Raw genomic sequence first — 14,278 nt, 5'->3', positions numbered from 1 at the left:
GACAGCGCAGGGCCCCGGAACCGGCGCAGGGGTTCCGGGGCCCGGTCTGGGGCGGATGCTCAGATCCGCCGGAGGACCGCCACGACCTTGCCGAGGATGGTCGCCTCGTCGCCGGGGATCGGCTGGTACGCGCTGTTGTGCGGCAGCAGCCACACGTGGCCGTCCTCGCGCTTGAAGCGCTTCACCGTCGCCTCGCCGTCCAGCATGGCGGCCACGATGTCGCCGTTCTCCGCGACCGGCTGGCGGCGGACGGTCACCCAGTCGCCGTCGCAGATCGCGGCCTCGATCATCGAGTCGCCGACGACCTTGAGGACGAACAGCTCGCCGTCGCCGACCAGCTGCCGGGGCAGCGGGAAGACGTCCTCGACCGATTCCTCGGCGAGGATCGGACCACCGGCGGCGATCCGGCCGACCAGCGGGACGTACGACGCGGCCGGCTTGCCCGCCGTGTCGGTGGGCTGCGCGGTGGACTGGTCGGAACCGCGGACCTCGTAGGCCCTGGGGCGGTGAGGATCGCGACGCAGGAAGCCCTTGCGCTCCAGTGCCATCAGCTGATGCGCCACCGAGGACGTACTGGAAAGGCCGACGGCCTGCCCGATCTCCCGCATGGAAGGCGGGTATCCCCGTCGCTGCACCGAGTCCCTGATGACCTCGATGACCCGGCGCTGCCGGTCGGTGAGTCCGGAGCTGTCCGCCCGGATGCCCGGAGGTCGACCCGGCAGGGAGCGCGCAGGCTTGGGCCCCTCCTGGTTCGCGGTTTCATTCATGGCATGCACCGGCTCAAATCGGCCCTGGGAGCGGTCCTGGGCAGTGATGGTGGCACTGTCTGCGGTGGTGGTCACGTCGGCCCCTCTCGTTCGTCTCCCTGCTGGACAACGGTAGTTGCTTTCGAAAGGTTGCGCCAAACACACGTTCGAGTGAAAAAACGCGGATGGCCTGACGTGATCATGCATCTGGGTGTATGGCTCACGCTGCGCGAGGTGGACGAAAGTACTCGTCGCCGCACTCTTCGCCGTCGATGCCGTCGCCTTGTGGGCCGGAGCGAGGCGTGGGTCAGTCTGCCATCAGGTGCCCATCAGGTCGGGAACCGGCCCCCGTCGCCATGGCGCCCACCGTATCCCCGTACGCTCCTGGCCGGAATGGCCGCGCGGCACATGCCCCTACGGATGCGACACGCGCGCCGGGTGTGAATTTCCGGGCCAAGCCCCACATGTAGTGGTTGGATTGCTGCAGTAGCCCAGAAGTTGTGGTCCCCCGGTCCTTCAGGTCCTTGGTCATCGCCTATGCTTGGGGCTGCTTCGAGGGGTCCAAAGGGCCTGTCGAGGCTATCGAGTCGTGCTGTGAAGGAGGGATGGAGCCGATGCACTGCCCCTTCTGCAGGCACCCCGACAGCCGTGTCGTCGACAGCCGTACGACGGATGACGGTACGTCGATCCGCAGGCGCCGCCAGTGTCCTGACTGTTCCCGTCGGTTCACCACCGTGGAGACGTGCTCCCTCATGGTGGTCAAGCGGTCCGGGGTCACCGAACCGTTCAGCCGTACGAAGGTCATCAACGGCGTTCGGAAGGCATGTCAGGGGCGGCCCGTCACGGAGGACGCGCTCGCCCAGCTCGGCCAGCGGGTCGAGGAGGCGGTGCGGGCCACCGGAAGTGCCGAACTGACCACCCACGACGTGGGGCTGGCCATACTCGGCCCGTTGCAGGAGCTCGACCTCGTCGCCTACCTGCGGTTCGCGTCCGTGTACCGGGCGTTCGGCTCGCTGGAGGACTTCGAGGCCGCCATCACGGAACTGAGGCAGGCGCAGCACCCCGCCGCGGCCGACGACGACGCGGGCGAGGGGTGCGAGGGAAGCGACCGTGGGTCCGCAGGGGCTGTCGAAGTCCCCGTGCCCGCCAGCGCCGCCGACTGACGAGAGGGGCCGGTACCGGCCCCGCCGACCGGCGGCGACCACAGACCTGCTGCGAGCGGACGCTCATGCGGCGCGCGCAGTGCAAGACACACACCGTGCCACGGGAAGAACGAGGCACTTCTGGGCGTTTTAGCCCGATACAGGGAGGCGGCATGACAGAGACGGCGAGCGGTCCGGCACGAGGTTCCCGCGCCAAGGGCACCAAGGCCAGCAAGGGGCTGCGCATCGAGCGCATCCACACCACCCCCGGCGTGCACCCGTACGACGAGGTGGAATGGGCGCGCCGTGACGTCGTCATGACCAATTGGCGCGACGGCTCGGTCAACTTCGAGCAGCGTGGCGTCGAGTTCCCCGACTCATGGTCGGTGAACGCGGTCAACATCGTCACCAGTAAGTACTTCCGGGGTGCCGTCGGCACCCCGCAGCGTGAGGTGAGCCTCAGGCAGCTCATCGACCGGATCGTGAAGACGTACCGGAAGGCCGGAGAGGACCACAAGTACTTCGCCTCGCCCGCCGACGCCGAGATCTTCGAGCACGAGCTGGCGTACGCCCTCCTGCACCAGATCTTCAGCTTCAACTCTCCGGTGTGGTTCAACGTCGGCACGCCCCAGCCGCAGCAGGTCTCCGCCTGCTTCATCCTCGCCGTCGACGACTCCATGGAGTCGATCCTCGACTGGTACAAGGAAGAGGGAATGATCTTCAAGGGCGGCTCGGGCGCCGGCCTGAACCTGTCCCGGATCCGCTCCTCCAAGGAACTGCTCTCCTCGGGCGGCAACGCCTCGGGCCCCGTCTCCTTCATGCGCGGTGCGGACGCCTCCGCAGGAACGATCAAGTCGGGCGGCGCCACCCGCCGCGCGGCCAAGATGGTCATCCTCGACGTGGACCACCCCGACATCGAGGACTTCATCCAGACGAAGGTCAAGGAAGAGGAGAAGATCCGCGCCCTGCGCGACGCGGGCTTCGACATGGACCTGGGCGGCGACGACATCACGTCCGTCCAGTACCAGAACGCCAACAACTCGGTCCGTGTGAACGACACGTTCATGAAGGCGGTCGAGGAGGGCGGCAAGTTCGGCCTGACGTCCCGCATGACCGGTGAGGTCATCGAGGAGGTCGACGCCAAGGAGCTCTTCCGCAAGATGGCGGAGGCTGCCTGGGCCTGCGCCGACCCGGGCATCCAGTACGACGACACGATCAATCGCTGGCACACGTGCCCGGAGTCCGGCCGTATCAACGGCTCGAACCCGTGCAGCGAGTACATGCACCTGGACAACACGTCCTGCAACCTCGCCTCGCTGAACCTGATGAAGTTCCTGAAGGACGACAACAAGGGCCGCCAGTCCTTCGACGTCGAGCGCTTCTCCAAGGTCGTCGAGCTCGTCATCACCGCGATGGACATCTCCATCTGCTTCGCGGACTTCCCGACCCAGAAGATCGGCGAGAACACCCGCGCCTTCCGTCAGCTGGGCATCGGCTACGCCAACCTCGGCGCCCTGCTGATGGCGACCGGGCACGCGTACGACTCCGACGGCGGCCGCGCCCTCGCGGGGGCCATCACCTCGCTGATGACCGGCACCTCGTACAAGCGTTCCGCGGAGCTCGCCGCGGTCGTCGGCGCGTACGACGGCTATGCCCGTAACGCGCAGCCGCACCAGCGGGTCATGAAGCAGCACTCCGACGCCAACGCCGTGGCCGTCCGTGTGGACGACCTGGACACGCCGATCTGGGCCGCCGCCACGGAGGCCTGGCAGGACGTACTGCACCTCGGTGAGAAGAACGGCTTCCGCAACGCGCAGGCCTCGGTCATCGCCCCGACCGGCACCATCGGTCTCGCGATGTCCTGCGACACCACCGGCCTCGAGCCCGACCTCGCCCTGGTCAAGTTCAAGAAGCTGGTCGGCGGCGGCTCGATGCAGATCGTCAACGGCACCGTCCCGCAGGCCCTGCGCCGCCTGGGCTACCAGGAGGAGCAGATCGAGGCGATCGTCGCCCACATCGCCGACCACGGCAATGTGATCGACGCCCCCGGCCTCAAGAACGAGCACTACGAGGTCTTCGACTGCGCCATGGGCGAGCGTTCCATCTCCGCGATGGGTCACGTCCGCATGATGGCCGCGATCCAGCCGTGGATCTCCGGTGCGCTCTCCAAGACGGTCAACCTGCCGGAGACGGCGACCGTCGAGGACGTCGAAGAGGTCTACTTCGAGGCGTGGAAGATGGGCGTCAAGGCGCTCGCGATCTACCGCGACAACTGCAAGGTCGGCCAGCCCCTCTCCGCGAAGACCAAGGAGAAGACCGCGACGGACACGGTCACGGCGAAGGCCGAGGAGACCATCCGTACCGCGGTCGAGAAGGTCGTCGAGTACCGCCCGGTGCGCAAGCGCCTTCCCAAGGGCCGTCCCGGCATCACGACGTCCTTCACGGTCGGTGGCGCCGAGGGTTACATGACCGCCAACTCCTACCCGGACGACGGTCTGGGCGAGGTCTTCCTGAAGATGTCGAAGCAGGGCTCGACCCTCGCCGGCATGATGGACGCCTTCTCGATCGCCGTCTCCGTGGGCCTGCAGTACGGCGTGCCGCTGGAGACGTACGTCTCGAAGTTCACCAACATGCGCTTCGAGCCGGCCGGCATGACGGACGACCCGGACGTGCGGATGGCGCAGTCGATCGTCGACTACATCTTCCGCCGCCTGGCGCTCGACTTCCTGCCCTTCGAGACGCGCTCCGCGCTCGGCATCCACTCCGCCGACGAGCGTCAGCGTCACCTGGAGACCGGTTCGTACGAGCCGACCGACGAGGAGCTGGACGTCGAGGGCCTCGCCCAGTCCGCTCCCCGCACGCAGGAGCTGAAGGCCGTCGTCACGCCCAAGGCCGAGGTCGAAGCGGTCAAGCCCGCTCCGCAGCAGGCCCACACCAGTGCCGAACTGGTGGAGATGCAGCTGGGCATCCAGGCGGACGCCCCTCTGTGCTTCTCCTGCGGTACGAAGATGCAGCGGGCCGGGTCCTGCTACATCTGCGAGGGCTGCGGCTCGACCAGCGGCTGCAGCTGATCCCGGGCACCGCTCGGGTGTGAGAATCCCTGGTCAGGGCGGCGGTGTCGATCACTCGACGCCGCCGCCCCGGCGTTTTCCGGCACCCGGCTCCGGGGCGTGACGCGGCAGGGGCCGGGTCCGCGGGGTCATGGGCACCGCACGAGCAGGGGGCGGTACGGCACAGGCCGCACCGCCCCCTGCCGCATGAGTCGGTCAGGAGTCGTGGGCCTCGCCCATGGCCCTCGCGAAGGTCGCCGGGTCCGTGTCGAAGCCGCGGATGCCCGGATGGAAGGTCCACTCTCCGGAGTCGTCGCGTACGAACTCCGCGACCGTCGTGGCCGTCGCCCCGAGGACGCCTCCGAAGTCGTCCTCGGCCAGGACGGTGTAGCCCTCACGGATCCGCAGAGCCGGGTTCTGCACGCCGACGAACGTGCGCCGTCCGGTGCGCTGTTGGATGGCGACACCGACCATCACGCGCGCGTAGCGCTTGTCGAGACGGGTGAGCTCCAGGGTCATCACCTCGTCCCAGCCGAAGCCCTTGCCGTCCTTGCTGTCCCGGTTGAGGTAGATGGTGCCGTCCGGGGAACGGCTGTCGAAGTGCACTACGTAGTCGGGGTTCTCCTGGGTGTCGGTCGCGAGATAGGTGGCGGCGACGATGTCCAGATCGATGGCCGGCTCACCGGCGGGACTGGGATCCCACTTCACCGAGACCTCGACCTTGCTGATGCCCTTGTTGAGGCCGTTCACCGCATCTCCCTCCTGGTCCCCTGCGTCGGCGCCCCAACTGACGGACAGTTGAGGCGTGTTGCCCATCGTGTCACGCGCGCGGGGCGCTCGTGCGGATGCAGTCCTCCCGAGCGGGACCGACGCCACGTTCCTGGGCCTTACGATGGCGCCGTGCTGGTCAAGTGGATTCGCTGCACCGTGGTGGACCGCCGCGGTTTCGAACGGGGGCAGCGGAAATGGGCGGGGCTTCTGGGGGAGCCGGGATTCCGGGGGCAGGGCGGGGGATGGAGCCGGGGAAGGTCCGGAGTCGCCCACATCTTCGCCTTCTGGGAGAGCCGTGCCTTCTACGACTCCTTCATGGCGCGTTCCCATGACCGGCTGGCCACCTCCCAGGCAGGCACCTTCAAGGATCCGCACGTCAAACTCTTCGATCACCGATTCGACGTGAAGACGGGCTTCGAACCCCGCTTCACGGAGGCCGATCTCGTACGGGTGGCGCACTGTCGCGTCCACGAGGAGCGCGCCGAGCATTTCGCGCTGATGCAGGAGAAGGTCTGGAACCCCGCGATGGCCGGTTCGCCCGGCATGGTGCGAGGGCTGTTCGGGGAGGCGCCCGGCCACGAGTTCCTGGTCCTGTCGATGTGGAAATCCGCCGCCGAGCACGGCAAATACCGGGTCGAGCGGGTGGAGCGGCTCGCCCTGCGGGCCCAGATCGAGGCGGACGTCGCGGCGCTCACGGGGGACATCGTCCAGCTGGAACCGGCCTGGACCGTCTGAAACGGTCGCGATTTATGTGACCTGCGACGTATGCAGCCCGTACGAGTGCTCGATCGGCCGCGACCCGATCTAGGGTTTCGGTATGGCACGTCCACGGCGCATCGTCCTTGTCCGGCACGGCGAGTCGGTGGGCAATGCCGATGACTCCGTCTACGAGCGTGAACCCGACCACGCCCTGGCGCTCACCGAGAAGGGGTGGCGGCAGGCGGAGGAGACGGGCAAGCGGATCCGAGAGGTCTTCGGCGGCGAGCAGGTAAGCGTTTACGTCTCCCCGTACCGCCGCACCCATGAGACCTTCCGCGCCTTCCACCTGGATCCCGGCCAGGTACGCGTCCGGGAGGAGCCACGGCTGCGCGAGCAGGACTGGGGAAACTGGCAGGACCGGGACGACGTACGCCTCCAGAAGGCCTACCGCGACGCGTACGGGCACTTCTTCTACCGCTTCGCGCAGGGCGAGTCCGGTGCCGACGTGTACGACCGGGTCGGCAACTTCCTGGAGAGCCTGTTCCGGAGCTTCGAGGCGCCCGATCACCCGCCCAACGTGCTCCTGGTGACCCATGGTCTGGCCATGCGGCTGTTCTGCATGCGCTGGTTCCACTGGACGGTCGCCGAATTCGAGTCGCTGTCGAACCCGGGGAACGCGGAGATGCGGATGCTCGTTCTGGGGGAGGACGGCAAGTACACGATCGACCGTCCCTTCGAGCGTTGGCGTGATCCGGAGTCGTACGGGTTCACCGGATAGACGCCTCACGGCCTCAAGCCGTCAAGCAGGTGGCGGCGATGTCTGTGTAGCTTTGCTGCCTGTTCGATTACGGGCGCAAGGGGAGTTTCGGTGGACGTGGTGCGCATCATGGAGTCGCTGGCCGAGCAGGGGGTCACGGTGCTCTTGAAGGCAGACGCTGAGCGCATGCGCGAGGGCATGAAGCCATGGACATTCGTCGCGAGCGGAGCCCCGTTCCACGAGGACCTGCTCGTGCGTACGGACGCGGTTTCCGTCGAAGCGTGCCTGGACACCTGCGTGCCCCGGCTACGCAAGTTCGGCCTGGTCATCGCAGAGTGAGGGCTCAGGCTTCCGCGGCTATGCGGCGGCCGGTTCGAGTCCTTCCGACGGGGACGGGAAAGCCAGTGCCTCGTCATAGCGCTGCCCGTGCTGGAGACAGTGATACATCTGGCCGACCATGCGGTTGAACAAGTTCCGCAAGGCGGAGGCGTGCCAGTCACCGTGCTTGTCGCGTCGTCGCCGGTAGTGGACCTTGGCTCCGGGCGAGGCGGTCAGAGCTGCGAAGGCCCACAAATGGCCGGCGTGGTTGAGTCGATCGTTCTTCACACGCCGCCGGGTGACGCTCGACTTCTTGCCCGAGGCCCTGGTAATCGGCGAGGAGCCCGCATAGGCCTTCAGGCCGCGGGCGTCCGCGAAGCGCGTGTGGTCGTCCCCGATCTCGGCCAGCACCCGGGCGCCCAGCTGGACACCGAGCCCCGGGAAGCTGAGGAGGATGTCAGCGTCCGGGTGCTGAGGGAAGGCCTCCTCCACCGCCTTGGCCAGGTCGTCAGCGGCGGTGCAGGCGGCTTCCAGCTGGCCCAGGAGCGCCAGCATCTGCTTGCCGAGTGCGTCCTCGACCACGGGCAGATGTCGGGCCCAGTTGCGTCGTAGCGCTTCGCGGAGCCGCTCGGTGTCGGCCTCGATTCCGCGCTGGCGGCCGGACCGCTTAAGGGCAGCCGTGATCTGTGCGCGGGTCAGCCGCGCGGCTTTGGCGGGGGTGGGCGCCAGCTTGAGGAGTTCGCGGGCCTCGGGACGGCACAGACCGTTGGCCCAGACTGCGAAGGCGTCCAGGGCAGCGGGGTAGTACTCGCGCAGCAAGGACCGGAGCTGGTTGGACATCTGCTGCCGGTTCCAGGTCGCGTCCTGCTGTGCCCGGGCCAAGACGGCGATGGCGCGGGCAAGGCCGGAGTCGTCGGGCAGCGGCCGGTGGGCGTGCATGTCGGTCCGCAGGACGTTCGCCAGGACCAGGGCATCGCCGGGATCGGACTTCTTGCCAGAAACGGAGTGCCGGTCGCGGTAGCGGGCGGCGGCCATCGGGTTGATGGCGAAGACCCGCCGCTTGCCGGTTCGCAGCACGGCGACGAGCAGGCCGCGGCTGGTCTCGATCGCAACCGGGATGGGAGTCTCCTCGGTGTCGCCGTACTCGGCGAGCAGGTCCAGCAGGATTCTGTAGCCGGCCGGGTCGTCGGTGATGTGTCGTTTGGCGAGTAACTGGCCGGTGTCGTCGACCAGTGCGACGTCGTGGGTCTTCTCCGCCCAGTCGATTCCGCAGTAAATCAAAGTTGTTCCCTCCCTGAAGTGCGTGTGTTTGCACTGGTCACGAGCGCATGCGGGCCACTCGGCTCCCTAATTCCAGGCCTCGACCACGAGGGTCGGACCGACGCCTCACTAGCCGTGTTCGTGGCACCAGCGCACCGCGCGGGCCTCGGTCTATGCGAGAGCTCAGCTGGCTCGCCTGCAATGAGAAGTCACCGTGCGGTGGGCTCGTCCCACCAACACCAACGAGGGATCAAGGCGGCGGGTGTTGACGCGCGACAGCCCGGGCGTCGCCAGTCTGTGGAAAGGCGTCAGGACCCGATCCAGCGCAGGCATCCGCCCGGAACCGACGGCCGCCAACACCACACCGTCTGGTGGTGGTCGCGAAGACACCGAGTGCCACCAGCCTCAAACGAGGCATCCATGCCAGTTGCAGCCCAGGCATCCACCCGGTGTCCGCGCGACCGCCACCACCACGAGCACCAGAACATTGCATCCGTCTATCCGGAGGCCTTCATCAGCCGGAGTGGCAGAAGATGTCACAGTCCCAGGACTCGAACAGGCCCAGCAGAACCCTCTGGATAATGCTGGATCCGTTAACAACGAATTAGAGTGGCAGGGCGATGACCGCTGACTCCTCTCCCGACGGGCGCCTCGATCGCGCCCTGGCCAGCCTGCGTGGACTCGCGGTGGGGGATGCGCTGGGCTCCCAGTTCTTCGTGCCCGCGAACTACCCGCTGCTCAAGGACCGCGTACTGCCGCCCGGGCCCTGGCAGTGGACCGACGACACGGAAATGGCCACCTCCGTAGTGGCCACTCTGGCCACCCATCACCGCATCGACCAGGACGCCCTGGCCCACTCCTTCGCCGAGCACCACGACTTCGACCGTGGGTACGGACCCGCGGTCAACCGACTGCTGCGGCTGATCCGGGAGGGCGGCGACTGGCGCGAGCTGTCCTCGGCCCTCTTCAAGGGCCAGGGTTCCTGGGGCAACGGAGCGGCGATGCGCATCGCCCCCCTGGGCGCCTGGTACGCGGACGACCCGGAGCAGGCCACGCACCAGGCCGAGATCTCGGCGTACCCCACGCATCAGCACCGCGAAGCGGTGGTCGGCGCCATGGCCGTGGCGGCCGCCGCCGCGCTGGCCGCGGCGCCGGGGGGCCCGCCCAGGCCCGACGCGCTGCTCGACGGAGTCATCGCCCTCGTGCCGCGCAGCGCCGTCGGCGCGGGCCTGCGGCGCGCCAGGGACATGCTCGACTACGGAGACACGGCCACCGTCGCCGCCGTCCTCGGCTGCGGGCGGCGTACGACCGCGCACGACACGGTGCCGTTCGCCCTCTGGTCGGCGGCGCGGACACTCGGGGACTACGAAGAGGGTTTCTGGGCGACGGCCCAGGTGGGTGGCGACATGGACACCACCTGCGCCATCGTCGGGGGTGTCGTGGCCGCCGGGAAGGCCGGGGCACCGCCCGCCGCGTGGGTGCAGCACACGGAGGCGCTGCCGGGCTGGCTGACACCGGGGGACGACGGCTAGGGCCGGCGCAGGGGCGTCCGGCGCCCTTTCGGCGGGGGCCATGTCCTCTGCCCCGCGCAGGGCTCGGTGAGACGCGGCCGGCCGTGCGCGCTGACGGCTTTCCTCGAGCGGCTGAGATGAGAAGCGACCACATCTCTGCCCTCGGCGGCGGCCGCTCGGCTCGCATAAGTGCCGCACGCGCGCGTGCCCCTGTTTCTCCTGGCCCAAGCGGCGACCACTGTCACAGCCCTGCCACAGAGAGCTCGTGACCCGCTGGGCCGACCGTCCCGCGGTTACCCTTTCCGCCACGCCGCTCGTTGATCATCGCGGGCGTGCGCCGACGAGAAGCCGGTTTCTGGGCTCCCCCGCAGCCGTTCCGGGCTGCGAGCTGCCCGGACCGGTCGGGAGGGGGTCCCGTGTCCGACACGCCGTCCGAGGCCGAGCCGAGCGGCTCGAAAGCGGAGGATCGAGCACTGAAGTCCGGCATCGAGGCCGAGGAGCCGGAGGGCACCCTTCCAGCGGCCCGCTCCGGGGACGACGCCGCAGGTGCGTCCTCGGGCAGGAGCAGGGCCGGACGCCGATCCGACGACCGCGGCGACTCCGACGGCCGCGGCAGCTCGGAAGAGGACTCGGAGGAGGACGAAGGCTGGGACGGTCCCGCCGTCGAGTCCTGGTTCGCGGACATCCAGGCGGGCACCCCGGCGCCGGTCCGCACCGAGACCCTCTGGGCCGCACTGGCCGCAGGCCTGCTCAGCATGCTCCTGCTCGGAGAAGGGCTGGCGCTCAACCTCCTGATGGTGGCGATTCCGGTCACGCTCGGCGCGTACTTCGCCGCTGGGACGGCGGGCCGGCGTCCGCGCCCCTGGACGCTGGTGTGGGGCGCCGGAGGGCTCGCCCTGCTCATCGTTCCGGCTCTGAGGGACGCCGACTGGCCGTCGTTCCTCGCCGTCGTCGCCGCGGTGGCGGTGGGCTCGCTCGCCCTGCACGGCGGCCGTACCTGGCCAGGGATGCTGTTCGGCCCGATAGGCCTCTACACGTCGCTGATCACCGGCCCGGGCTGGGGTTGGCGCGGGCTGCGCGAGCGAACCGGCGGCGCCCGCGGCAACGTGGGCCCGGTGCTGCGGGCGCTCGTGGTGGCCGCGGTTCTGCTGGTGGTCTTCGGCACGCTGTTCGCCGGGGCGGACGCGGCCTTCGCGGACCTCCTCGCGGGTCTCGTGCCGGACGCTTCCGTCTCCGGTGGTCCCTGGCACGTCGTTCTGTTCGTGCTCGGTGCCGTCGGCGCTCTCGCGGCGGCACACACGGCCGCGGCACCCGTCCAGTGGGACCGCGTCGAGGTGCCCCCGGGCCGCGCCCGTGGCCGCGTCGAGTGGGCGCTGCCCCTGATCGTGCTCGCCGTGCTCTTCGCGGTCTTCAACGCCGTCCAGCTGGCCGTCCTGTTCGGCGGATACGACGCCGTACTGGAGAAGACCGGCCAGTCCTACGCCGAGTACGCGCGCCAGGGTTTCTGGCAGCTGCTCCTGGTCACACTCCTCACCCTTCTGGTCATCGTCTTCGCCCTGCGCTGGGCCCCGCGGGACGGCTCACGCGACTGGACACTGGTGCGCGCCGTCCTCGGGACTCTCTGCGCCCTCGCCCTCGTCGTGGTGGCAGCGGCGGTGCGGCGTATGGACATGTACGTGGAGGCGTACGGACTGACCCGGCTGCGGATCTCGGTGGTGGGCGTCGAGCTCTGGCTCGGCCTGGTCATCGCGCTCATCATGGTGGCCGGTGTCCTCGGTGCCCGCTGGCTGCCGCGCGCCGTGATGGCCAGCGCCGCCGCGGGAGTGCTCGTCTTCGGAATCGTGTCACCGGACGGCCTGATCGCCGAGCGCAACGTCCAGCGGTACGAGGAGACGGGCACGTTCGACCTCGACTACGCGCGCGGGCTGTCCGCCGACGCCGTGCCGGCCCTCGACAAGCTGGAGGAGCCCCTGCGGTCCTGCGCTCTGAAGTCCATGGCGGAGGACCTGCAGGCGGAGACCGAGCCGTGGTTCGCGACGAGCTGGGGCGAGGCTCGGGCCCGGGACATCCTCGACGGGCGGGGCCTGTCCTCCGAGGCCGACTGGCAGGAGTGCGGTCGGCTGAACACCGAGCTGGCGTTCCGCGGAGGCAGCTGAAACAGCTGAGGCAGGCGCGCAGGCGCGCGCCGACCACGTACGCGCCTGCCGGCGTCGAGGACGCGCCGCTTCGGCCGCGCGTCCGAGGCACGCACGGCCTCGGACGCTCGACGGCAGGCACGGCTCGGGCGCGGGGCGCAGAGCCGCGACTTCGATCGCGTACGAACCGGGCAGGCCGGGCCACCGTCTCCCGTACGGCGGCCCGGCCTGCTGGTCAGCCCGCGGCGGGGCCCGCCGTGCCCGACAACGCCTCGAGGTCGCTCTTGCGGACCTTGATCACCACCGTGGCGGTGACCAGGGCGAGCAGGGCCATCGCGACAGCCGGGATGAAAGCCGTGGAGATGCCCTGGGCGAGCACCTCGTGACTCCAGGGAGCGGGCAGTTGGTGTGTCCTGGCGAACTCGGCCTTCTGCTCGGCCGAGGCACTGGCCATGAAGTCCGTGACCTGCTGCTCCGCCTCTTCGCGGCTCGCCGTGCCGAAGACGGTGGTCAGGATGGAGAGGCCGAGCGAACCGCCCACCTGCTGCGTGACGTTGAGCAGGCCAGACGCGGCACCCGCCTCGTGTGCGGCGACCCCGGAGACCGCGGTCAGGGTCAGCGTCACGAAGTTCAGCCCCATGCCGAAGGCGAACAGCAGCATCGGGCCGAGCACCCCGCCGAGATACGTACTCCCGGGGTCCATGAAGGTCAGCCAGCCGAGCCCGACCGCGACGAAGGCCGACCCGACCACCATGAACGGCTTCGGGCCGAGAACCGGCAGGAAACGCTGCGACAGGCCCGCGCCGACGATGATCGCGAACGTCACGGGGAGGAAGGCCAGGCCTGCCTCGATCGGCGTGTACCGCAGCACGTTCTGCACGAAGAGAACGATGAAGAAGAACATGCCGAACATCGCCGCGGCCAGGCTCAGCATGATCACATACGTACCGGAGCGGTTGCGGTCGGCGAACATCCGCAGGGGCGTGATCGGTTCCTTGGCCCGGGACTCGATCAGTGCGAACGCCGCCAGGAGGACGACCGCTGCGCAGAAGGACGCGATGGTGAGACCGTCCCGCCACCCCTCCTCCGCGGCCCGGATGAAGCCGTAGACGAGCGATGCCATACCGGCCGTCGACGTCAGCGCGCCCGCGATGTCGAAGCGCCCGGGATGCCGCTCGGACTCGCTGATGTAGAGCGGTGTGACCACGGCGATCAGCACGCCGATGGGTACGTTGACGAAGAGGACCCAGCGCCAGTCGAGCCACTCCGTGAGCATTCCGCCGGCCAGCAGGCCGATGGCGCCGCCACCGGCAGAGACGGCGGCGAAGACACCGAACGCGCGATTGCGCTCGGGCCCTTCGGGGAACGTCGTGGTGATGAGCGCCAGCGAGGTGGGCGAGGCGATCGCACCACCGACGCCCTGCAGGGCGCGTGCGGCCAGCAGCTGCCAGGGTTCCTGGGCGAAGCCGCCGAGGAGCGAGGCGGCCGTGAAGAGCAGGATGCCGGTCATGAAGACCCGGCGCCGGCCGAGGATGTCACCGGCCCGGCCGCCGAGCAGCAGCAGCCCGCCGAAGGTGAGTGTGTACGCGCTGACCACCCAGGTGAGATCGGTGGTCGAGAACTCGAGCGCGTTCTGGATGTGCGGGAGGGCGATGTTCACAATCGTCGCGTCGAGTACCACCATGAGTTGGCAGGCCGCGATGACGGTGAGCGCGATGCCGGGATGTCCCTCCCGGCGGGCCGCCCCTGGCTTTTGATCCTGGGTCAACGGAGAGGTTGTCACTATTGGGTCCCCCACGAGTGCGTTAGTGAACGCTCGCGTTCACTGCCGCGTCAAACGGTAGTGAGTCCCCGACAGTGAACGCAAGCGTTCACTGAAGTCGCTGCCG

11 protein-coding genes are annotated in these 14,278 nt (G+C 68.9%); 7 read left to right on the top strand and 4 right to left on the bottom strand.

Annotation, left to right across the window (positions count from 1 at the left end; translation table 11 throughout):
• Positions 1-59 precede the first annotated feature (59 nt).
• Positions 60-842 carry a transcriptional repressor LexA gene (lexA, locus tag O1Q96_RS35140; RefSeq protein ID WP_217459604.1) on the bottom strand — a complete coding sequence of 261 codons (783 nt, stop codon included), beginning with the start codon at positions 840-842 and terminating at the stop codon, positions 60-62.
• 518 nt (positions 843-1,360) lie between these two features.
• On the opposite strand from lexA, the gene nrdR reads away from it, so the two are divergent.
• The gene (nrdR, locus tag O1Q96_RS35135) at positions 1,361-1,909 is read left to right on the top strand and encodes a transcriptional regulator NrdR (protein ID WP_269253856.1); all 549 of its coding nucleotides are present in this window, start codon (positions 1,361-1,363) and stop codon (positions 1,907-1,909) included.
• Between the two features lie 152 nt (positions 1,910-2,061).
• Entirely contained in the window at positions 2,062-4,959 is a 2,898-nt protein-coding gene (locus O1Q96_RS35130) for a vitamin B12-dependent ribonucleotide reductase (RefSeq protein ID WP_269251996.1), read from the top strand.
• Positions 4,960-5,154: 195 nt separating this feature from the next.
• Here O1Q96_RS35130 and O1Q96_RS35125 read toward each other — a convergent pair whose 3' ends face one another.
• Entirely contained in the window at positions 5,155-5,688 is a 534-nt protein-coding gene (locus tag O1Q96_RS35125) for a TerD family protein (protein WP_269251995.1), read from the bottom strand.
• A 150-nt stretch (positions 5,689-5,838) separates the two neighbouring features.
• Here O1Q96_RS35125 and O1Q96_RS35120 point away from each other — a divergent pair, with 150 nt between their 5' ends.
• From O1Q96_RS35120 to O1Q96_RS35110, 3 genes are all read left to right on the top strand, one after another.
• On the top strand, positions 5,839-6,444 hold the full coding sequence (locus tag O1Q96_RS35120; RefSeq protein ID WP_217459607.1) for a DUF4937 domain-containing protein: 606 nt from the start codon (positions 5,839-5,841) through the stop codon (positions 6,442-6,444).
• Positions 6,445-6,526: 82 nt separating this feature from the next.
• Positions 6,527-7,186, top strand: a complete 660-nt coding sequence (locus tag O1Q96_RS35115) for a histidine phosphatase family protein (RefSeq protein ID WP_269251994.1) — start codon at positions 6,527-6,529, stop codon at positions 7,184-7,186.
• A 90-nt stretch (positions 7,187-7,276) separates the two neighbouring features.
• Positions 7,277-7,504 carry a hypothetical protein gene (locus O1Q96_RS35110; RefSeq protein ID WP_269251993.1) on the top strand — a complete coding sequence of 76 codons (228 nt, stop codon included), beginning with the start codon at positions 7,277-7,279 and terminating at the stop codon, positions 7,502-7,504.
• 18 nt (positions 7,505-7,522) lie between these two features.
• Here the strand turns inward: O1Q96_RS35110 and O1Q96_RS35105 are convergent, their stop codons facing one another.
• Positions 7,523-8,764: an IS110 family RNA-guided transposase gene (locus tag O1Q96_RS35105; protein ID WP_269251992.1), complete on the bottom strand. Its 1,242-nt coding sequence runs from the start codon at positions 8,762-8,764 to the stop codon at positions 7,523-7,525.
• A 599-nt stretch (positions 8,765-9,363) separates the two neighbouring features.
• Between O1Q96_RS35105 and O1Q96_RS35100 the strand changes: the two genes are divergently transcribed.
• On the top strand, positions 9,364-10,275 hold the full coding sequence (locus O1Q96_RS35100) for an ADP-ribosylglycohydrolase family protein (RefSeq protein ID WP_269251991.1): 912 nt from the start codon (positions 9,364-9,366) through the stop codon (positions 10,273-10,275).
• A gap of 662 nt (positions 10,276-10,937) precedes the next feature.
• Positions 10,938-12,410, top strand: a complete 1,473-nt coding sequence (locus O1Q96_RS35095; protein ID WP_269253855.1) for a DUF4153 domain-containing protein — start codon at positions 10,938-10,940, stop codon at positions 12,408-12,410.
• A 214-nt stretch (positions 12,411-12,624) separates the two neighbouring features.
• Here the strand turns inward: O1Q96_RS35095 and O1Q96_RS35090 are convergent, their stop codons facing one another.
• The gene (locus O1Q96_RS35090; RefSeq protein WP_269251990.1) at positions 12,625-14,172 is read right to left on the bottom strand and encodes an MFS transporter; all 1,548 of its coding nucleotides are present in this window, start codon (positions 14,170-14,172) and stop codon (positions 12,625-12,627) included.
• Positions 14,173-14,278 lie beyond the last annotated feature (106 nt).

The sequence above is a fragment of the Streptomyces aurantiacus genome, assembly GCF_027107535.1.
Classification (GTDB): Bacteria; Actinomycetota; Actinomycetes; order Streptomycetales; family Streptomycetaceae; genus Streptomyces.
Note: the sequence above shows the minus strand (reverse complement) of the source record. Positions and strands in the feature narration are given on the sequence as shown.